The organism is Psychrobacter maritimus (genome assembly GCF_029953575.1).
In the GTDB taxonomy this organism is placed as follows: Bacteria; Pseudomonadota; Gammaproteobacteria; order Pseudomonadales; family Moraxellaceae; genus Psychrobacter; species Psychrobacter maritimus.
In genome coordinates this window covers 2,190,385-2,210,055 of the sequence record NZ_CP124526.1, presented here as the reverse complement: position 1 = coordinate 2,210,055, position 19,671 = coordinate 2,190,385, and the positions used below count along the sequence as shown (strand labels likewise).

Here is a 19,671-nt window from a genome sequence, read left to right as displayed (position 1 = left end):
AATAAAACCTCTAAACGATACTCCATCTATCATTAGACTTGTTATTAATATTAAAAGATAGTAATATCTTATTATTATCAGTGAATATTTGTTATTAAGTCTAAGTGATAGGTTGGCGTTATGACCGTTCGTATTTATGTGAGAGCCAGCACTAAGGATCAAGACGCTAAGAGAGCCTTGTCTGACTTGATTCGCTTTAGCCAAAGCTATAACGATAACCATGTTGAGTACGTTGAGCATTTCAGTGGTACGAAGCTTGATAGACCAGCACTCACTCTGTTACTCAATGACGCTGAGGAAGACGATATTCTGCTGGTTGAAAGCGTGGATAGATTAAGCAGGCTATCTCAAGATGATTTTGCAATTCTAAAGCAGCGCATCAAAGACAAGGGCTTGCGATTGGTGGTGGCTGATCTACCAACTACGCATACGGTAAGTAAAGGCATGACAGGTGAGATCCTAACAGTGATTAACCATATGCTGATCGACTTATTAGCAACGATGGCAAAGCTTGATAACGATAAGCGTAGAGAGCGTATTAAGCAGGGGTTGGCGAACAGTGGTTATAAGCCCACTGGTAAGAAGCCTAATACAACGAAACACAATCGTATTAAAGAATTAGCCAGTCAAAACAATATGACAAAAGAGGAGATCGCTAAGGCGGTTGGTGTTGGGGTAGCTACGGTTTATCGGGTGTTAAAGCAGGGCTAGACGACACTATGTCGGAGGGTCTCCAAACCCGGTACGGTTCACTCAAAAAATAGGAGCTTAGAGCTCCCATTTTTATGTTAGCTTTCTAAGTCTCTATGTTAATTTGAAGAATACTTCATCATAACGTCCGAATACAGCTATATTTTTTTGATTTCTACAATATCATTTGATTCAATTAGCGATTGGATATTACCAAATAAACTTTGAATATAATCAGACGCTATATGGATATCTAAATCCTCCCTGCTACGCCATTCTTCTAAGAAGAAATATCTACTCGAGTCATTTTCGCTAATATAAAGCTCATATTTCAAGCATCCTTCTTCTTGAAGCGTAGGCTCTATTACACTTTGTAAAAGCGCTTCTAACCTCTCTTTTTGATCTGATTTTGCCTTAAAGTTCGCAATTACTGAAATAGTCATTATTTCACCTTGAATTTGTTTTAGAAGTTTTCTAGTACAATTTTGCCTTTTGACTTACCTGATTCAAGCAACTTATGCGCCTTCTCCAAGTTTGCAGCGTTAATTTTGCCTAGATTTTGGTTGAGGGTACTTCTAATTTTTTGCTGGTCAACTAATTGGGCAACCTGTTGCAATAGATCACCTTGCTTTTCAATATCATCGGTTTCATACATTGAACGGGTGAACATCAATTCCCAATGGATAGAAATAGATTTAGTCTTAAACGGCATAATATCAAATGTTTGTGGATCATCGATCAATCCAAGCTTGCCTTGTGGTGCAATCAGAGAAACTATTTGCTTGATATAGGTTTCTGTATGATTGGTAGAGAATACGTATTTTGGTTTTTCAATGCCTAGTGTCTCGATTTGTGCATTTAAATCTTTGCTATGATCAATGACATGGTCGGCACCAAGTGATTCCACCCATGATTTCGTTTCTTCACGTGAAGCTGTTGCTATAACGGTCAGATTTGTTTTTGCTTTTAGGAGTTGAATAGCGATTGATCCTACACCGCCTGCACCACCAATAATTAGAATACTGCCAACTTCTGTTTCTGAAATTTGAAACCGATCAAACAGCATTTCCCATGCCGTTATTGCAGTTAATGGCAATGCTGCTGCTTCTGCATTAGATACTGTAATTGGTTTAAGACTGATAATTCGTTCATCGACTGCTTGAAACTCAGCATTACTACCATCTCGGGTTAAATCGCCAGCATACCAAACAGAATCTCCTACTTTAAACGAGGTAACTTTTGAGCCAATTTCAATAATTTCCCCAACGGCATCCCAACCTAAAATAAGATTATTTGCTTCAGACGAATTTTTTCTCACTTTGGTATCAACTGGATTCACAGAGATTGCCTGAACTTTTACCAGTACATCACGCTCCTTAAGCATAGGCTTCGCTTTTTCAATATCTACCAATGAATTTTTAAAATCATCATGGTTATTTATAACATGCGATACGGCTTTCATAGATTTATCCTCAACTTTAAAAAAATATAGTAAAAATGGGAGCGAAGTGCTCCCATTTTATGTTATTCAATAATTAAAACTCTTGGCTCGTTGGGCGCAAAACAATTTCATTAATATCTACATCCGCAGGCTGTTCAATTGCATAAGCAATTGCTCGAGCGACTGAGTCAGCTGGTATGGCTTGTTTGTAGAAATCAGTAACAAACTCTGAACTTTCTTTATGAGAAGAACCGAATTTTAGTTCTGACTCAATTGCACCAGGCTCAATAGTAGTCGTTCTAATTGTTCCCCCAACTTCATGACGAAGGCCTTCAGAGATGGCTCTTACAGCAAACTTAGTACCGCTATAAACAGTACCTCCTGGACTAAATACTTTTAACCCTGCAACAGATGCGAGATTAATAAAGTGTCCAAAGTTTTGTTTTTGGAAAACAGGTAGGGTAGCTGCTATACCATAAAGAACACCTTTAATATTAATGTCGATCATACGATCCCATTCATCAACTTTTAGCTCACTTAATGGTGCAATAGACATTAATCCAGCATTGTTTACCAATACATCGATTTGACCAAATGCGCTTAATGCCTTTTCAATAAGTGCTTGTACTTCATGTGGTTTGGTTATATCCATACCAATAAATTCAGCTTGACCACCTTCAGCACGAATGTCGTGAACAATAGCCTCTAATTTTTCAGTACGTCTAGCACCAAGTACAACCTTTGCACCTTTTTTAGCAAGTAAGCGAGCAGTAGCTTCACCTAAACCACTACTTGCACCAGTGATAACAATAACTTTATTTTCTATATTATTCATACAAGTAACCTTCAACCTATTTGTCAATCATATTTGATGGATTAATTATTGCAGCCTTGTTAGGTATAATAAATGAATAATATTATCTTTCAGAATTCCTATTTACGGAATAATTGCCATAACACAGGATTGGACATGCAGAACAAATTGGAAATGATGCGTATCTTTTGTGTCGCAGCAGAGTCTCGAAATTTTAAAGAGGCAGCAACTCAGCTGGGTATTTCCCCGCAGGTAGTGACACGGGCAATAAAGGAGCTAGAAGAGCAGCGCGGAGAGATTCTGTTTTACAGGAGTACTCGACAAATTAAAATTACTGCTGATGGTGAGCGTTTGGCAAAGCAAGCACGTCTTGCGGTGGGATCGATTGATGCTCTGCTTGTAAAAGACACTAAGGAAAAACGAGATGAAATGCGTGGGACTGTCCGTCTTACTGTGTCGTCAGTGTTAGGGCGTAAATTGGTAGTACCTGCACTAGCAGAATTTGCCACACGTTATCCAGATATTGTCGTGGATTGTGTGCTAACAGATTCACACTCGGATGTGATCGATGAGCGAATAGATATCGGGATCAGATTTGGATTTTTGCCGGACAATCGATATGTGGCAAGGGAATTGGCGAAAGTGAACTTTTATTCTGTGGGTACGCCAGAGTTAATTGATAAGGTTGGAATGCCTAAAAAAATTATTGACCTTGATAAATACCCTCTAACAGCACTAGTCGATCATAAAACAGGGCGTTACTGGCCATGGACATTCACCGAAAGTCGAAGCTTCACGCCATCAAAGCCTCGTTTTATTACAGATGATCTAGAAGCTGAATTTCAAGCTATTCTCGCTGGAGTCGGATTCGGACACATGCCTGGATTTCTAGTTTTGCCGTGGCTTAGGAGTGGTAAGCTCATTCAGATACTTCATGAGGAAACCTCTCCCGTTTGGCGCCTGTATTTATATCGTCCACAGCGGGGCCCGACACCTTTGCGAATCCGAGCATTGTTTGATTACTTAGCGGAAGTGTTGGGCCATATAGAAAACTGAATCAGATAGAACTAACCTTTTTTCTAGAAAGTAGAAATCAGATAAGACCATCATGTATTTAGAGTAACTACAATTTTTCCTATTTGCTGATTTGATTCAAGATAGCGCTGAGCGTCATGCATGTCCTCAAAGTTAAAGCAACAGTCGATCACTGGACGAAGATATCCTGCACCTATACTGCTAAGAATAAATCGTCTGGCTTGCTCCCTTAAAACAGGGTCATGGAGAACCTCAAGGAACAAAAAACCTCGCATGGTTAAGCTCTTGCGTAATGCAACCTTAAGGGGAAATGGTGTGATCTCCGGGCTAAGTGCACCATGCATAACCATAGTTCCTCCCACAGACATCGCTTTTGCAATCTGCTCAATATGTGGCCCTCCTACAGCATCGAAGGCGACATCAAGATGTTCTCCACCTAAACGTAAAACAAGCGCCTCATACAAATCTGGTTCATCTTCACTGGCTATAACATTTTTAACACCGAGATCCAGTAAACGTTGCTTTTTCTCTATCGTCTGTGTACTTGCAATGACCTTAGCACCCGCTGCTTCAGCTATCTGTATCGCAGCTAGTCCTACGCTACTTGAAGCTGCTGTGATCAAGATCGTTTTTCCTTTCGAAACTCCACCAGCATGGATTACACCACCCCAAGCCGTCAAATACTGCATCCAGACTGAAGAAGCTTCTTCCCAGCTTAAACTATCGGGTTTGTGAACTAAAAAAGTTTCTGGAATCAGAAGCTTGTCCGCATATGTCCCATATTTGGCTAGATTGTCAGTCGGAAGAATCGATACTGCATCTCCTGGAGAAAATTGGCGTACACCTTCACCTATCGCAAGAACTATGCCTGCTCCCTCATATCCCAGACGAGAAGGGAATACTGCCTTTTGAATATAAGTACCACGCCGAAACATTACATCAGCCCGGTTGAGTCCGATCGTTTTCATCTGTATTAGAACTTCTCCTGCGGCTGGTAAAGCAACAGGAAGTGTTTCTAATGTCAGAACATCTGTATCTCCAATACAATTGAAGCGCCAAGTCTTGGCCTGAAGTGCGTTAAATGACATCAATAACTACCTTAATATTGGCAGAGCGATTTTGAACAGCATCATGAGCCTCAATCGCTTGGTCTAGAGTAAAATGACGAGGATCAACAATAGCACGCAGTTTACCTTCCTCAACGAGACGAGTTGCGGTCTTAAGGACATCACCATGATGAGAACGGCGATTGCCTGTTAACGTCGGCATTAGGACGAATACGCCAGACACTGTGGCACACCGTAGAGATGAATTCGCTAAATTATGATTGCCAAATGCAGCACAGCTGGTGATGTGGCCATAGTGAGTCGTCATGGAAAGTGAAGCTTCGAGTACTGGACCACCCACAGTGTCGTAAACAATGTTAAAACCTTGACCCTCAGGGCTTGCAGCAATAATGTCATCGGAAGATGCTGTTGTGTAATCGAGAGGTGTTGCACCGAGTTCTGAAATCAGTGATTGATCAGCTGTACGAGCAGTCGCCCAAACATTTGCATCAAGTGCTTTTGCAAGCTGAACCACCATATAACCAACGCCACCAGCACCACCCTGAACCAGTACAGTTTGCCCTGGTTGGACCTTAGCATTATCCACTAAACCTTCCCAAGCGGTGAGGAACGTCAATGGTAGTACTGCTGCCTCGCGCATAGAGATATTCCGTGGCTTTAATGCGATCAGATCAGCATCTGCTACAACATATTCTGCTAAAGATCCTTGAAGACCACGAACGCCACCAATCAGACCGTAAACTTCATCTCCGACGTTGAAGTGGGTGACACCTTCACCCACAGCAGTTACAACTCCAGCCATATCCGTTCCCAACACGGCAGGAAGCTCTGGCATAGCATATGTTGCTTCACCAAGACGAATTTTATAATCAATAGGGTTTACACCACTGGCATGAATACGTACTAGAACTTGCCCAGCCTCTGGTTGAGGTATAGGGAGTTCTACACGTGTAAATTCATGATCACCAAAATTTTCTAGGATAAGCGCATTCATCATCTTATTCATAGTTGTTCCTTATTCTTAACTGGGGGATGATATGCACAATACCAAAGTAAATTAATCCAATAAATGATATTTATAGGATTTAATAATTCCTAAATAATGAATAATGAATATCATCCGCTCACTAAAAATATTCTAGTACAGTCTGTAAAGGCAGTTTAATCTAAACTGTCGGTAGTATTTTCAAGGCTTGAAACGTTCAAAATATCTACAAAGTGGCTAAAATTTGAAACATAATTCTAAAAGGTCACAGCATTACAAAGAACATTAGCCAAAATAAAAAATGGGAGCTAAAAGTCCCATTTTTTTGTGACTTTCGCATAAGCTCTATGATGTTAATTTAAAAAAAACTAAAAACAGGGATAGAAAATTTTCGCTAAAGAGCTTTTTGATTTTCGATTTATAAAAAATATTGCTCTTTTTATACTATGGGGTACTATAGTATAAAAGCTAGCAAATAAGGAGGTCTGATGCCTAATCAGGTTGAAGACAAAAAAAAGATTCTTCTACGCGTCAGAAAGATCAAAGGTCAGACGCAAGCGATTGAAAAAGCGTTAGAAGACAATGTGGAATGTGGTGCAATTCTGCAACAAATATGCTCTGTGCGTGGTGCTATTAATGGTTTAATGAATGAGATGTTAGAGGTTCATTTAAAGGACACTTTAGTATCAGGTGAAACCACAGAACAACAACGAAAAGAAGAATTGGCTGAAATCGCCAAGATTCTAAAATCATATTTAAAATAGATCTGTATAAGGAATTATTCCATGAAGTCACGTGCTGCCGTTGCGTTTGGTCCTGGTCAACCTCTTCAAATTGTTGAAGTTGATGTTGCACCACCGAAGAAAGGTGAAGTATTAATCAAGATCTCCCATACCGGTGTGTGTCATACAGATGCATTTACTTTGTCTGGCGATGATCCTGAAGGTGTTTTTCCGGCTATTCTCGGGCATGAAGGTGCTGGCGTTGTAGTTGAGGTGGGTGAAGGCGTGACTAGCGTCAAACCAGGTGATCATGTAATTCCGCTTTACACCGCTGAATGTGGCGAGTGCGTATTCTGTGAATCTGGAAAATCGAACTTGTGTATTGCTGTTCGTGAAACTCAAGGTAGGGGCGTAATGCCAGATGGTACCACTCGTTTTTCCTACAATGGTCAACCGATTTACCACTATATGGGCTGCTCAACGTTCAGTGAATACACTGTAGTGGCAGAAGTATCATTGGCTAAAATCAATCCTGAAGCCAATCACGAACATGTCTGCTTACTGGGTTGTGGGGTAACAACGGGTATCGGTGCAGTACATAACACGGCTAAAGTACAAGAAGGTGATAGTGTTGCGGTCTTTGGTTTAGGTGGTATTGGTTTGGCAGTCGTACAAGCCGCACGTCAAGCTAAAGCAGGGCGTATTATTGTGGTTGACATGAATCCAGATAAATTTGCGCTGGCAAAAGAGTTTGGTGCAACGGACTTCTTGAACCCTAAAGATTACGATAAACCAATCCAGCAAGTAATTGTCGAAATGACTGGCTGGGGTGTAGATCATTCATTTGAATGTATTGGTAACGTGAATGTGATGCGTGCAGCCCTTGAAAGTGCACACCGTGGCTGGGGACAATCCGTAATTATTGGTGTAGCTGGCGCAGGTCAGGAAATCTCTACCCGTCCATTCCAGCTTGTTACTGGTCGTAAATGGCTAGGTTCTGCCTTTGGTGGCGTAAAAGGTCGTACGCAACTTCCAGGAATGGTTGAAGATGCCATGAAAGGTAAAATTCAATTAGAACCATTTGTGACACATACGATGGGCTTGGATCAGATCAATGAAGCCTTTGATCTAATGCATGAAGGTAAGTCAATTCGTACTGTAATTCATTACGAATAATTCCGTCAGACCTTATACTTTTCCATGCATGTGAATCATGATTGACATGCATACATTAGCAATGTCAGAATCAGTTTTAATTCTAATCAATTGTGGAGTTTTAGTTATGCTTAAAACAGCTTTATATGTCCGTCTTGAAGCTAAACCGGGTAAAGAAGACGAAGTGGAAGCTTTCCTTAAAGCCGGTTTACCTATTGTAATGGAAGAACCTGCGACAGTTGCGTGGTTTGGCCTACGTCTTGGACCTACAACATTTGGTATTTTTGATGCATTTCCTGATGAGGCGGGTCGCCAAGCACATTTATCTGGCAAGGTTGCAGCTGCTTTGATGGCTCAGGCCGATGAGCTATTTTCAGAGCCACCGTCTATTGAAAAAGTAGATGTTTTGGCTAGTAAGCTACCAGCTCATACCAACGCTTAAATGTATGAGGGTGCTGCCTGAAATTTTGAATGAAAGGCAGCACTTCAACCCTGTGAGGTTTGTCAGAGGCTTTTTATTCAAGTTGGGCTACTTTATTTGGTGGTGTTCTAAAAAGTATGCTGGCGATAGAAGTCAATAAGAAATCTATGCTAAGTTCTCTGATTCTATAGGGCTTTCAAGGCTTCAAAAATTGTTCAAGTTTTAATCAGCATACTTTTTGACACACCACCTGTAAGCTTAATAATGGAGAGCATCCTATATTCTGTGTAACAGCTATGTGGCTTTCATCAATAATTACACAAAATGTAGGATGCTCTCATCAGTTAGTAAAATAACCTCCTATAGTGGCACTTAAAACTTCAGCAATAGTTCTATCCAAGGCTTCTTAAGCTTGGAAAACTAACGTTCTGTACACCATGAAGTACATTGTGACTATTCCAATGTTTTAAAACGTTGATACCATTAGCTCACAGCTAAATATTCAGGTCCTCACTAGGGTACCGAACTTAATAATTCGCAAGCTCATCCTCTTGCTCATCACACACTCTCAACCCAATTTGTACGGCCTCACGCAGATCAGCACCTTCCTTGACACTATGAGGCACATTTGGCGTCAAACGACTTAGCTTTAAGCCATCTACCGCTGCTTTGTTAAGCGGTATACCAACGTAAGATTCATCGGTGTAACCCTTAGGATGAAAAAACACCTCACGACCAAAGGAAGGATTTGAGGCACACGCAATTTCACCCTCAGGCACCGTAAACGGATAAGGTGTTGTGTAATCTTTACTCCATATCTGCTCACTCACTACGATATAGCCTGAACCATACAAAACATCTTCTGTATTGCCTGAGCTGCACCCAATCATAACGATAGACGCTACTGCGATTAACCACCTGGACATATTGATTCGCATGGTACGCCGTCCTTATCACGATCTAGCTTGGTATTTCCACATTTAAGTGCTTGTTTGGCTTGTTCACAGCTAACCATCTGCCCACAAGTGCGCGGTAAGCCTTTGCATTGAGAGCCACCAGCACCTTTAGCAAACAACGGATGCTCTACCTCAACATCACTATAAAATGGATTATCAGTGACTGTAACTGCTGACTGAGAAGATAAGGCAAAGAGAGATAACGCCATACTTAGAATAAATTTTTTCATAGAACCTACTTTCTTTAATACCCAAAACACTGCTTTCAAGTATTAATAATACCCTATATTTGTTCAATAAAGTGAGTGCTGTATAACTAAACGTCTGATTTGCACAGCAGTTTATTTATAATTTGCCTGATAGACGGGTTAGTGCCATAGTTGTTCACTGAACGTTCTGGACAGTTGTACTGTACAGACACTAAAAACGTACTTGAACACTAGGTGAAGAATGTCCAAAGTACGCCTCTGAACAATATATAACTTCACAAGATTTAGTCAGAACCTCAGACTAAATCCTGTATCTCAATCTCTAACGCATCGCATATCTCATACGCCTTCTTTAGCGTAATATTCTTCTCTCCACGCTCGATATTCCCCATATAGCTTCGATCAATACCAGCCATCTCTGCCAGTCTCTCTTGAGATATTCCTTTGCCTTTTCGCACCTCACGGATACGCCTTCCAAAGGCAATCATACGCTCATCTGTCGTCATCTCATTAACCACTGCTAAAAATAGCAATACTCACAGTGGTGGGCTATAATATCCACGGGATATAGTCGGTATTAAAAGGCGAGTATGAAAACAAAATTAGAGTACCAATCAGGCATTGCAGACGCTACTAAGCTTATCTGTGAGAAGTACTGGTTAATGAGGCGCAATAAACCCAACGAGTTTGTACATACCTGTCAAGAAATCGGTCAAGCATTTGGATTTAGACCTAATGATATCTCTAATATTGCTAAAAACAATTCTCACCTTGTCGTACTCGACAGCCAATGCATCGATTGCGGCAAAATACATATCTGCCATAATCGCGCACAGTTTAATCAATTGACATTAGAGAGTTGGCGGTGTGATCCGTGCTGGAAAGCACTTAGTAAAAGAACAATACAAGCGCAATCACTTTTAGAAAAACCTGTTGAGAAAGAGAGTTTAAAAGAAGAGCAAAAACAGGCGTTTCTCCAATACATTAATAGCCATCGGACTACTCAACTCACTGAAATTCCGTCAGTAACCACACTTAGCGAAGCTGACAGGCTTCTATTAGCAGCAACTATAGAAAGCCTAGGAACAGACGATTTAAAAACCACCATCTCTTTACATGACATTCAGTCATTACCTTTATCGCCAATCTTTCTGTTGGATAAACATCTCCTTCAACATCTTTTCGAGCTAAACCTGCTCTTATTGGTTCCTGAAGATAATTTTGAATATATCAAACCCCACTCTCAACTTGAAATAAGCAAATCAAACTGAAGAGGCGGATTACCAAGTTTTTTGTTGAGTACAAAGCACAGATTGTGTGAAAGAATCTTACGAATCAATCGATGAGACAAATGCCATAAATCTCTTGCTCGTACCCTTTGTATATTAAATCGTTCTGATAGCTGACCAATGACTGTTTCAACGATACGGCGGGCTTTCATTAGCCGCCTTACCACAGGTTTGGGTCTATCCTCTTTCATGTTGGCTCTGAGTGGCGTTTGTAAATCCACGCCTTGAGCGTCGTAGTACGATGTCAGACTAGGGCTGATATACCCTTTATCAGCGCCAAGTAGCCCATGAATATGAGTGGTGATTTCTGGGGCAACCGCTCTTTCATCAACATTGGCAGGAGCAAAGGTAAAGCCTTTAATCATGCCCGATAAGTTAACAAGCAAATGGCCTTCAAAGCCATAGTACCTCTCTTGCTTAGCGGCACAGTAGCTAAAAGCTGCTAAGTCTTGATAATTCTTATGCCGATAAGCGCGTCCATAATGACAGACGGGTATCGGAAAGCCATCCATAAAATGAATGTTGTCACGGCCTTCAATTTGACTGACTTTATCTTGTATCTGCTGTTTGACTTGCCACAGATTAGCGCAATGCTTTGCGAAGTTAGGATATGAGCCGATGGCTGGAAACCAGGCTTGCCAATGCTGGGTAAAGTATTGCCAAATTTGTTTGTCTTGATCAAGGTGTAAAAATTCACCGACCATCTCCATGCAAATAACCTCAGGATCACTTAGCTTTGGCGCGTAACCTGCACTTCGCAAGGGTTTGGTGACGACTATTTTGTAATATTGCTCTACCATTAAATAGATATTGATGATAAATTCGTCTATGGGCATCTCACAACTCCATTGTATTCTTGGTCGAAAACAATAGATTAGTGAGGTGCTCTTCTTTTTTCAATTACTTTCGAAGTTGAGAGTGGGGTATATCAATATCAATGAGGAACAGGAATTAGAGATTGATTATCAACGGGCGACTTTTGAGTTCGCTTATGACACCAACGATCTCAATAAAGTAATGGTGGTTGCTAAATCTAAGAAAGACATTCATGCCTTAGTCGCCGATAAACAGTTTAGAATGTGGTGTGCAGACATCCAACTAGCAGAATGTTTAAACTATCTGACTACTAGAACAAAATTAAATAACTTAGAGCCGTCTATTACTGAGAAATTATTCAGTATTTTTAGATCGTGTTTGGCAGAGAACTCTGTATCGGTTGTGTACTATGTAATATATAGAGCAGTTGAAATGGCTGCTAAATCCTCTCAAACATTGGATACTACTCAGAAACATCCATCCAGTTCTATTTCCAGCAATATAGAACTGGTTTTCGGTCAGATATCTACTGGGGTATGTCGACGCAACAATTCTTTTCGAGACGATAGCCACCCGCAGTCTGCTATAACCAAGTTGTTTTTTGATTATGTATTTGGAATAGAAGATGGCGGTTTTCACTACACTCTAGATGAGCTGTTTAATCCGTATAGGAGTCAGAAGGCTTGTGGGCAGGTGAGCTATTCGATGTTAGGAAGTGCTCAAAGTACTAGCTATTCAATTAAGTTCGATGATTTGAAGGTAGTATAGACATCTTAATATATTAGGTCTATTCATGACTGATAACTAATCAAAGTTAGTCTATATTATTTCACTTTTATAAGCAGAATCTATAGCATTAATATTTCGTAAGGCTAACAAAACTTTTCTAGCTGTAGGTGGAGGGCTTTTTAGCATTTCCTGATAGGCACAATTTAGGTTGTATAAAAATTCATCGGATGGAGGATTTCCAGAAAAATCATCTAAACTTGGTGAGAATTTAATACCTATAGCTTCACACATTGCTTTTTCTAAACCTTGTGGTCTAGCTTCAACTTTCTCGAAAAGTGATTGTTCATCAGTATTTCTACCACATGGAGAATACCAATAACCGTAATCGTCTAGTTTGCGACGCTTTTGTCCAGCCAAGCAATAGTGCGCCATCTCATGTAATAGACTTCTTGGATAGTTCTCTTTAAAGAATATTTTTGCTTTTTCACTCTCTTTAGGAGCTTGATAATAAGGCTCATCTGCACCGCCAGTTATACTCAACGTGGGTAGTAAATTTTCGAATATATTGATTAGGTTGGTGCATAAATCATTGTCGTTCATAAAAATGCTTATAAAATATCTCAATTACTGTATTATGCCAAATAACGTTATAGTAAGCTATATCGCTAAAATATATCTCAGTTGAGTGAGGATAAGGTTAAACTAATTGTCAGATCCTTTAACTAATATAGTATTAGAAGAGTCTGCTAGTTCTGATTGAAGCTCAAAGTTCTGTCTTAAAATATTAAGATAATCCTGCATCAGAAGATCATATTCTTTTTTAAGTGTGTCATACTTCAACCTTGCTTTTAATTTAAGCTCTTTTTCGTGTTTTAGCTTAGCAGTATCGTTAGGTGTTTTTTGAGCAAGTTTTCCACGATTTTCTTCTGCATCTTTTATTGCTTGGCATAGTTCTGGATATCGTTCATGACGAACATACCCTTTACCTTTACCTGACTCTCTACTTATAGCGTCTCTAGTGAACTTAAAACGTGACGACTTAGTATCGACAACTTTAGCTTTATTAGTGATTAGACGGTCTAAGGCCTCCCAATAAGCTTGTTCCGCTTTACTAGTTTTCATGTTTTTCCTTAGCCTATTACTAATACTGAAAGAAGGCTATCAATTTTTTTAATGCTTGTTTCGTACTCACGATGGACACGCTTTGGAATATCTAAAGTGAGCTGCGACTCATAGAAGCTTTTGGTTTGTAATAAGCTACTTCTAGATTCTGGTAAGAACACACCATTTTCACAGCTAATGCAAGCAGATGCTAAGATGCCTGCACCTTTATCGCAAGGCCTAAGAGACATACACCCACCAACCAGAGTGGTACGATACCGAATTTTGCCATTTTTAACAGCTTTTTTAGTATCCCTCCTATTTTCTAAAAACTTTGGTAACTTGTTCTCTAACCTTTTCATTTGTAGGCTTTTGCCAGCAGCACCTGCTAAAGTTACGCCACTATCTAATAGCTTATGTAAGTTATCTGACTCTACTCTCGCTTTAGCATCCTGCCATTCTTTTCGCATAGCTTTTACTTCAGGGCCATCTTCTAGAATATTTATTGCTCTGGAGTTTGAATCCGTATAGTAGACTGTCATTATCATACTAATATGTTTCAACTGAGATTTAAGAGTAGGATATGAAACATGACCACTAGAGGCAGCATATATAGCTAGAGAGCGTCTAAATTGATGGAATCCTAATGGCCAAGGTTGTCCTAGTTTGATTTTATTAGATATTTCATCTCCATATAAAAAATGACTAACTTCATCTAAGTCTTGCTCTAAAATTAAAAGGTGCTCTGATGACATAATCCTTTGAATAAGGTTTGAACCGCCCCGACTTTATCGGAGAGTGTTTTACTTGAGTCAGGCAGCAATGCCTGACAGGGTTAAATTATCATAATACCGCTTTTCAAATTCAAAAGGTGACACATATCCAATCGTGCTATGCAAACGGGTTTTGTTAAACCAGTCCACCCATTCAAGGGTTGCCAATTCAACATCGTTCACGCCATGCCATTGTTCTTTTAGATACTCAATCACCTCAGACTTATAAAGCCCGTTAACCGTCTCAGCCAATGCGTTGTCATAAGAGTCGCCTGTTGTACCAACAGAGGCGATCACGCCAGAGTCAGCCATCTTATCAGTGTAGCGAATGGATAAGTACTGAACCCCTCGATCACTGTGATGAATCACATCTTTGGGATGGTTTCTATCTGCTATTGCTTGATTTAAAGCCGCCATCACCATATTCGTGTTCATACGATTAGATACCTTCCAACCAACGATAGCACGGGCAAACACATCAATAATAAAAGCGGTATAGACCCATCCGCTTGTCGTCTTGATATAGGTAAAATCTGCAACCCACAGCTGGTTAGGACGACGGGCATTAAAGTTACGATTGACCAAGTCATCAGCACGCTTTTGATCATCACGGCTGTGAGTTGTTATTTTGCCCTTACCGCGCCAGACACCTTGTAGGCCATGCTGTCTCATTAAACGCTCTATGGTACAACGAGCAACCTTTAACCCGTCAGCTTTCATCTGCTGCCATACTTTACGCGCACCGTAACGGCACTTGCTGTCCTGCCAGATACGTTTAATCTCGCTGATGTAAAAGTCGTCATGTTGACTGCGCAGTGAGCGTTTTTCAGGGTAGCTCTCCAAGTCTTTAGCACGGTGATAGGTTGATGGGGCAATCGGTAATACTCTACAGATCAGCTCGACCCCATAATTATTCTTATGATCGTCGATGAATTGAATCATGATTTTAGTCAGCGGTCGAGCTCCGCCTGGGCGAAAAAAGCCGCTGCCTTACGAATGATCTCATTAGCTTGCTTGAGCTCTCTATTCTCGCGTTCAAGCTCTTTAATACGTTGCTCTTGGCTTTGAGCTTGCACTGAAGCAGGAATGGTTTGATCGATGTGCTTTTTATGCCAAGACCGCAGAGTTTCAGGCGTGCAGCCAATCTTAGGGGCAATGGCTTGAATAGCTGACCAGGTAGAGGGATAGTCATTTGCTGCTTCAATCAGCATGCGAACGGCGCGTTCTTTAATCTCAGGAGTGTAGTTTCGTGTTTTCATTGTCGTATTCTCTCAGAATGTTAAGTCTCCGACAATCCCGGGGCGGTTCAAGCTAAAAAAATGGATAGACTGCCTATAACATATGTTAGTAATAGTTAGAGGTATGCAATATGTACACCATTAGAATAAGAGGTTTCTAGCATGTCAACCTATAAGGAGGTGTGTGAATTTCATGCAATGCACTTTGAAAGAAACCATGGGCAAATTCAATACGTGCTGGCTGATTGTCTTTGGCAGGAAAATACTCTGGTTCGCCCGCGCCGCGCACTAAGATAACTTCTTGATCCGCAAACAAGGGATTGAATAAATTTATCAGCCAATCGGTCGCTGCTTCTTCATTTTTATCATTAAAGATATTTGCACTTTGCGCATTTTTACTGAGCTTATCATCAGAAGTGTTTATATGTTGAGCATGGATAATTTGCTGCCATTGCTCCGCCAGTGCTTTTAGCTGCGGTTTTACTTTGACCCTATCATTGGGTTTTTTATTGTCCAATGCCTGAAGACGTTTTAGTAAACGTTTGGCGTCAGGCGCAGAAAGTAAGTGAGAGAAATTAAGCTCAATAACAGGCGATATCATATTAAAATAGTAACCAAGTAAGAGGTTTATGGCGCTTTATACAGGCACAATAGAGTCACGCCGATAAAACAAAGCAAGAGGCAAACCTTTTGCGAAAATTAGTGTACAACAATTAGCATCAAAACCAGTGCTATAACTATTACTAAAGTTAGTGCCAAAAAATCTTAACATACTAGCGCTAGCGCTAATCAGCGCTTTCCGTTAGTATGGCAGGCAATATTATACACCGTTTTTGATGAATGAGGCCGCGCATGTCAAGCACCCTAACAAACAAGCCCTCAGCGCTTCAGGCTGATAAAGCATCAGCCCCTACGTCAGCGAATCTGCCAGAACATATTTCCTTAAGTAAATGGGAAGACAGTGGTTTTGAATGGGTAGGGCAAGTCGCACCGCGCTCTTTTGAGCGTCTTAATGCCTTACTGACGACCGAGCATCTACAGTCAGAGCTTGAGATTAAAGCCAATCTTTATCGCCGTAATAATGTTTTGCATCTCTCTTTTACCTTAACCGGTGAGATATGGTTAACCTGCCAGCGTTGTTTGCAACCGATTGCGATTGATTTGACCGATGATTATGATATCGCATTGCTCGATAATGAAAGCCAAGTGCGCTTGGTCGGTGAAGAGCAGGATTATTTATTGCTTGATGAAATTATCACTGAGCCGGCTCCTGAGCGTTTATTACCGCTTAAAAAACTGATCGAAGATGAGATTTTATTGAAAACACCCATGGCACCAAAGCATGATGATTGCGAGATGAGTGTTGAGCAGTTTGGTGAGATACCAGAAGAAGAAGAAAATGAAAATCCTTTTGCGGCGTTAGCCTCGTTAAAAGGTAAGTTGTAGTCGTATAATTTGCAGTATGGGCATAATTAATGGCGGCTTTATACCTTTTATCAGCTTTCTGCAGAAGAGTGGAAAGCAGGGCTTTATTAATTCGCGAAACATGCGTATAATGTCCCGTTTATTGCATTCTAGCAACCTGCCGCTGGCAGAGAGAAGCTGACCTTGCAAACGAACTATAGATTTTAGACGTAGTCAGCACTTTAATACGTGTGGCAATCTATTTAACTAATGATGCGTAAGACTTAGGTTGTTGTGATTATATAGCCTCTGTCAGTATCGATTAAAGCTGAATTTCAAGCTTATCCCTTTTAAGTATAGGAGCTATATCATGGCTGTTCAAAAAAGTCGTAAAAGTCGTTCTCGTCGTGACATGCGCCGTTCACATCATCGTATGGAAATCGCTGAGTTAAGCATCGACGCCACCACTGGTGAAAAACATCGCCGTCATCACATGACTAAAGATGGTTTCTATCGTGGTCGCCAGTTGTTTAAAGTTAGTCAAGACGCTTAAGTTATTTGCTAATTGATGGTTGATGCAAAATGATGATAGTTCCGATAACTATCTATGATTTTACACAGTTATTATTGGGCAAGCAGTTTGAGCAAACGAAAGCCAAGTTATTTCGCTATCATATATTATGTAGCTAGATAACTTGGCTTTTTGTTATTCGTTTTTTAACAGTAATTTATTTTAAGTAGTAAATATTATAAATAAACCGTTTTACGCCATTGGCTTGTTGGTAGCTATGCTAATTGCCTGCGTCAGTGTATAGTTTAACCACCGTTAGCTGTCTTAAAGGAATAATGATAGCCATCACTTTATATCATAAATCTTCTAATTATTTTCTAATTCTATAATGCACCCCATTAATTAAGGGGTATTTCCAATTAAATAAGGAATATTGGTTATGGCCTCTGTACCCGATATGATAAAGAAACAACCCACTCGCATCGCAGTTATGTTCCCAGGACAAGGCTCGCAAGTCGTCGGAATGCTGAGTGAGCTTGCTGAAACCTATCCTGAAATTCGTGATACCTTTGCTGAGGCGAGTACAGCGCTTGGTGAAGATTTATGGGAAATTTGTCAGGACGAAGACAAGCTCAATCAAACCCAATACACTCAGCCGGCTTTATTGACTGCTAGTATCGCTGTGTGGCGCATTTTACAACAAAAAATAAAAGACAAGCCTTGTTACCTAGCGGGTCATTCGTTAGGGGAATATAGCGCCCTTTGTGCGGCTGGTGTGATAACGCTTGCTGATGCCGTCAAGCTGGTGCATAAACGTGGCCAATTGATGCAAGAGGCGGTGGTTGGTATTGATACCGCAATGGCAGCCGTACTAGGTCTAGAAGACCACCGGGTTGAGAACTTGTGTGAACAAGCCACCGAGCATGTTGATGATGCCATTGTCGGGGCAGCAAACTTTAACAGTCCCGGACAAGTGGTGGTTTCAGGTAATGCCGCAGGCGTCAACGCCGTCATTGATAAAGTTCAAAATACTGGCAAAAAAGCCATTCCATTAAAGGTTAGCGTACCATCGCATTGTGCCCTTATGGAACCTGCAAGCAGTGCCTTGGCAGAAGAGCTAGCGGCTATTCAGTTTGATCAAGCGACTATTCCTGTGATTCAAAACCGTCATGCACGGGTCGAAACCAGCGCCACAGGCATCAAGCAGGCATTGACCGAGCAGTTAAGCGAACCTGTCCTATGGTCAAAAACCATGCAAGAGCTGTCGGATAAACAAATTAATATTTTAATCGAGTGTGGCAGTGGAAATGTCCTGAGCAATTTGGCCAAGCGTCAAGCGCATCCTATTGCCAGTTATCCTACCGACAAGCCCGCCCGTCTAGATAAGTTAATGGAGGTATTATCATGAGCCGTACGATTACATTAGTGACCGGTGCTAGCCGCGGTATTGGCAAAGCCGTTGCCAAACGTTTTGCCAAAGAAGGCCATTTTGTCATTGGCACAGCGACCACAGAAAAAGGCGCGGCACTTATTGATGATTATTTACACGATAGCGGCGGTATTGGTCGAGTATTAGACGTACGTGATACCGCACAGATTGATAAGCTGTTTGAAGAGATTGAAAGCGTCTATGGCGCGGTACAAGTATTGGTCAATAACGCCGGTATTACCCAAGATGGCTTATTGATGCGCATGAAAGATGAAGATTGGGACAATGTGCTTGATACCAATTTAACCTCAGTTTATCGTATGAGCAAACGTGCGGTACGCGGTATGATGAAAGCGCGCCGTGGTCGTATCATCAATATCACCTCTGTCGTCGCCCAAATGGGCAATGCGGGCCAATCTAACTATGCTGCGACCAAAGCCGGTGTAGAAGGTTTTAGCCGTACGCTGGCGCGCGAGATTGGCTCAAGACAGGTGACCATTAACTGTGTCGCCCCAGGTTTGATTGAAACAGACATGACCGATGAGCTCGATGAGCGCTTACTCAATTCAATGCTCGATGCGGTGCCGATTAGCCGTTTGGGTCAACCAGAAGATATCGCCGCAGCGGTCTCATTCTTAGCAAGTGATGAAGCCAGTTATATCACCGGTGCGATTATTCCAGTTAATGGTGGCATGTATATGTAGCATTAGGATTTATTATTCTAATTAAGCGTTACATACTTATAATAAAAAACTCTGTGAACGAGTGTAAACTATAATAAAGGGTGCTATAATGACGGATACTTTTTTGTCAAAGCCCTGTATGATAGCAAGGCTTTACCAGACATTAGTCAAAACGTATAATTGGTTATAGTGCACTCAGACAG

The 19,671-nt window shown here is 40.9% G+C and carries 24 protein-coding genes, 1 pseudogene and 1 other annotated feature; of the genes and pseudogenes, 11 read left to right on the top strand and 14 right to left on the bottom strand.

Annotated elements, in window-relative coordinates; translation table 11 throughout:
- Positions 1–120 precede the first annotated feature (120 nt).
- Complete coding sequence (locus QJS82_RS09315; RefSeq protein ID WP_281490305.1) at positions 121–711, top strand: recombinase family protein; 591 nt, start codon at positions 121–123, stop codon at positions 709–711.
- A gap of 137 nt (positions 712–848) precedes the next feature.
- Here QJS82_RS09315 and QJS82_RS09310 read toward each other — a convergent pair whose 3' ends face one another.
- From QJS82_RS09310 to QJS82_RS09300, 3 genes are all read right to left on the bottom strand, one after another.
- Complete coding sequence (locus tag QJS82_RS09310; RefSeq protein ID WP_025651774.1) at positions 849–1,133, bottom strand: putative quinol monooxygenase; 285 nt, start codon at positions 1,131–1,133, stop codon at positions 849–851.
- A gap of 20 nt (positions 1,134–1,153) precedes the next feature.
- A complete protein-coding gene (locus QJS82_RS09305; protein ID WP_281490304.1) occupies positions 1,154–2,152 on the bottom strand; it encodes a zinc-binding alcohol dehydrogenase family protein in 999 nt (332 codons plus the stop codon).
- 73 nt (positions 2,153–2,225) lie between these two features.
- Complete coding sequence (locus QJS82_RS09300) at positions 2,226–2,966, bottom strand: SDR family oxidoreductase (protein ID WP_034617111.1); 741 nt, start codon at positions 2,964–2,966, stop codon at positions 2,226–2,228.
- A gap of 135 nt (positions 2,967–3,101) precedes the next feature.
- Between QJS82_RS09300 and QJS82_RS09295 the strand changes: the two genes are divergently transcribed.
- The gene (locus QJS82_RS09295) at positions 3,102–4,001 is read left to right on the top strand and encodes a LysR family transcriptional regulator (RefSeq protein ID WP_281491707.1); all 900 of its coding nucleotides are present in this window, start codon (positions 3,102–3,104) and stop codon (positions 3,999–4,001) included.
- A gap of 50 nt (positions 4,002–4,051) precedes the next feature.
- Here QJS82_RS09295 and QJS82_RS09290 read toward each other — a convergent pair whose 3' ends face one another.
- Together QJS82_RS09290 and QJS82_RS09285 are read right to left on the bottom strand one after the other, a co-directional pair.
- Positions 4,052–5,068, bottom strand: coding sequence for a zinc-dependent alcohol dehydrogenase family protein (locus tag QJS82_RS09290; RefSeq protein ID WP_281490303.1), 1,017 nt, complete (start codon positions 5,066–5,068; stop codon positions 4,052–4,054).
- Complete coding sequence (locus tag QJS82_RS09285) at positions 5,058–6,053, bottom strand: zinc-dependent alcohol dehydrogenase family protein (RefSeq protein WP_281490302.1); 996 nt, start codon at positions 6,051–6,053, stop codon at positions 5,058–5,060. Before QJS82_RS09285 ends, QJS82_RS09290 begins: the two co-directional genes overlap by 11 nt.
- Positions 6,054–6,520: 467 nt before the next feature.
- Between QJS82_RS09285 and QJS82_RS09280 the strand changes: the two genes are divergently transcribed.
- From QJS82_RS09280 to QJS82_RS09270, 3 genes are all read left to right on the top strand, one after another.
- Complete coding sequence (locus tag QJS82_RS09280) at positions 6,521–6,796, top strand: metal/formaldehyde-sensitive transcriptional repressor (RefSeq protein WP_001133624.1); 276 nt, start codon at positions 6,521–6,523, stop codon at positions 6,794–6,796.
- A gap of 21 nt (positions 6,797–6,817) precedes the next feature.
- Positions 6,818–7,930: an S-(hydroxymethyl)glutathione dehydrogenase/class III alcohol dehydrogenase gene (locus QJS82_RS09275; protein ID WP_281490301.1), complete on the top strand. Its 1,113-nt coding sequence runs from the start codon at positions 6,818–6,820 to the stop codon at positions 7,928–7,930.
- Positions 7,931–8,036: 106 nt separating this feature from the next.
- Positions 8,037–8,351, top strand: coding sequence for a putative quinol monooxygenase (locus tag QJS82_RS09270; RefSeq protein ID WP_281490300.1), 315 nt, complete (start codon positions 8,037–8,039; stop codon positions 8,349–8,351).
- A 506-nt stretch (positions 8,352–8,857) separates the two neighbouring features.
- On the opposite strand, the gene QJS82_RS09265 is transcribed toward QJS82_RS09270, so the two are convergent.
- The 3 genes from QJS82_RS09265 to QJS82_RS09255 form a co-directional block, all read right to left on the bottom strand.
- A complete protein-coding gene (locus QJS82_RS09265) occupies positions 8,858–9,256 on the bottom strand; it encodes a hypothetical protein (protein ID WP_281490299.1) in 399 nt (132 codons plus the stop codon).
- Positions 9,241–9,516, bottom strand: a complete 276-nt coding sequence (locus QJS82_RS09260) for an excalibur calcium-binding domain-containing protein (protein ID WP_281490298.1) — start codon at positions 9,514–9,516, stop codon at positions 9,241–9,243. Before QJS82_RS09260 ends, QJS82_RS09265 begins: the two co-directional genes overlap by 16 nt.
- 275 nt (positions 9,517–9,791) lie before the next feature.
- Positions 9,792–10,001 (bottom strand): helix-turn-helix domain-containing protein, encoded by a 210-nt coding sequence (locus QJS82_RS09255; RefSeq protein WP_281491706.1) that lies wholly within the window; start codon positions 9,999–10,001, stop codon positions 9,792–9,794.
- A gap of 84 nt (positions 10,002–10,085) precedes the next feature.
- On the opposite strand from QJS82_RS09255, the gene QJS82_RS09250 reads away from it, so the two are divergent.
- Complete coding sequence (locus QJS82_RS09250) at positions 10,086–10,766, top strand: hypothetical protein (RefSeq protein ID WP_281490297.1); 681 nt, start codon at positions 10,086–10,088, stop codon at positions 10,764–10,766.
- On the opposite strand, the gene QJS82_RS09245 is transcribed toward QJS82_RS09250, so the two are convergent.
- A complete protein-coding gene (locus QJS82_RS09245) occupies positions 10,739–11,620 on the bottom strand; it encodes an IS982 family transposase (protein WP_281490017.1) in 882 nt (293 codons plus the stop codon). The two genes, QJS82_RS09250 and QJS82_RS09245, sit on opposite strands and share 28 nt — an antisense overlap.
- 82 nt (positions 11,621–11,702) lie before the next feature.
- Here QJS82_RS09245 and QJS82_RS09240 point away from each other — a divergent pair, with 82 nt between their 5' ends.
- A complete protein-coding gene (locus QJS82_RS09240; RefSeq protein WP_281490296.1) occupies positions 11,703–12,368 on the top strand; it encodes a hypothetical protein in 666 nt (221 codons plus the stop codon).
- A gap of 51 nt (positions 12,369–12,419) precedes the next feature.
- Here the strand turns inward: QJS82_RS09240 and QJS82_RS09235 are convergent, their stop codons facing one another.
- The 5 genes and pseudogenes from QJS82_RS09235 to QJS82_RS13770 all read right to left on the bottom strand — a co-directional run.
- On the bottom strand, positions 12,420–12,929 hold the full coding sequence (locus tag QJS82_RS09235) for an elongation factor P hydroxylase (RefSeq protein WP_281490295.1): 510 nt from the start codon (positions 12,927–12,929) through the stop codon (positions 12,420–12,422).
- Between the two features lie 102 nt (positions 12,930–13,031).
- A complete protein-coding gene (locus tag QJS82_RS09230) occupies positions 13,032–13,451 on the bottom strand; it encodes a hypothetical protein (RefSeq protein WP_281490294.1) in 420 nt (139 codons plus the stop codon).
- Positions 13,452–13,459: 8 nt separating this feature from the next.
- On the bottom strand, positions 13,460–14,185 hold the full coding sequence (locus tag QJS82_RS09225) for a hypothetical protein (protein WP_281490293.1): 726 nt from the start codon (positions 14,183–14,185) through the stop codon (positions 13,460–13,462).
- 57 nt (positions 14,186–14,242) lie between these two features.
- Positions 14,243–15,462 (bottom strand): IS3 family transposase gene (locus QJS82_RS09220; RefSeq protein WP_438655963.1). Its coding sequence is split into 2 segments (ribosomal slippage): positions 14,243–15,186 and positions 15,186–15,462, totalling 1,221 coding nucleotides; the frame shifts between segments, so codons are not numbered across the junction.
- Positions 15,071–15,187, bottom strand: a sequence feature (AL1L pseudoknot). (Overlaps the previous gene by 117 nt.)
- A 166-nt stretch (positions 15,463–15,628) precedes the next feature.
- Positions 15,629–15,904: pseudogene (locus QJS82_RS13770) on the bottom strand (elongation factor P hydroxylase); the annotation flags it as partial.
- Between the two features lie 389 nt (positions 15,905–16,293).
- Between QJS82_RS13770 and QJS82_RS09210 the strand changes: the two are divergent.
- The 4 genes from QJS82_RS09210 to fabG all read left to right on the top strand — a co-directional run bounded on the left by QJS82_RS09210 (position 16,294) and on the right by fabG (position 19,489).
- On the top strand, positions 16,294–16,887 hold the full coding sequence (locus QJS82_RS09210) for a YceD family protein (RefSeq protein WP_281490291.1): 594 nt from the start codon (positions 16,294–16,296) through the stop codon (positions 16,885–16,887).
- Positions 16,888–17,215: 328 nt separating this feature from the next.
- Positions 17,216–17,398: a 50S ribosomal protein L32 gene (gene rpmF / locus QJS82_RS09205; protein ID WP_079691010.1), complete on the top strand. Its 183-nt coding sequence runs from the start codon at positions 17,216–17,218 to the stop codon at positions 17,396–17,398.
- A 397-nt stretch (positions 17,399–17,795) separates the two neighbouring features.
- Entirely contained in the window at positions 17,796–18,764 is a 969-nt protein-coding gene (gene fabD / locus QJS82_RS09200) for an ACP S-malonyltransferase (protein WP_201624029.1), read from the top strand.
- Complete coding sequence (fabG, locus tag QJS82_RS09195) at positions 18,755–19,489, top strand: 3-oxoacyl-ACP reductase FabG (RefSeq protein WP_265088596.1); 735 nt, start codon at positions 18,755–18,757, stop codon at positions 19,487–19,489. The genes fabD and fabG overlap by 10 nt, the downstream gene beginning before the upstream one ends.
- Positions 19,490–19,671 lie beyond the last annotated feature (182 nt).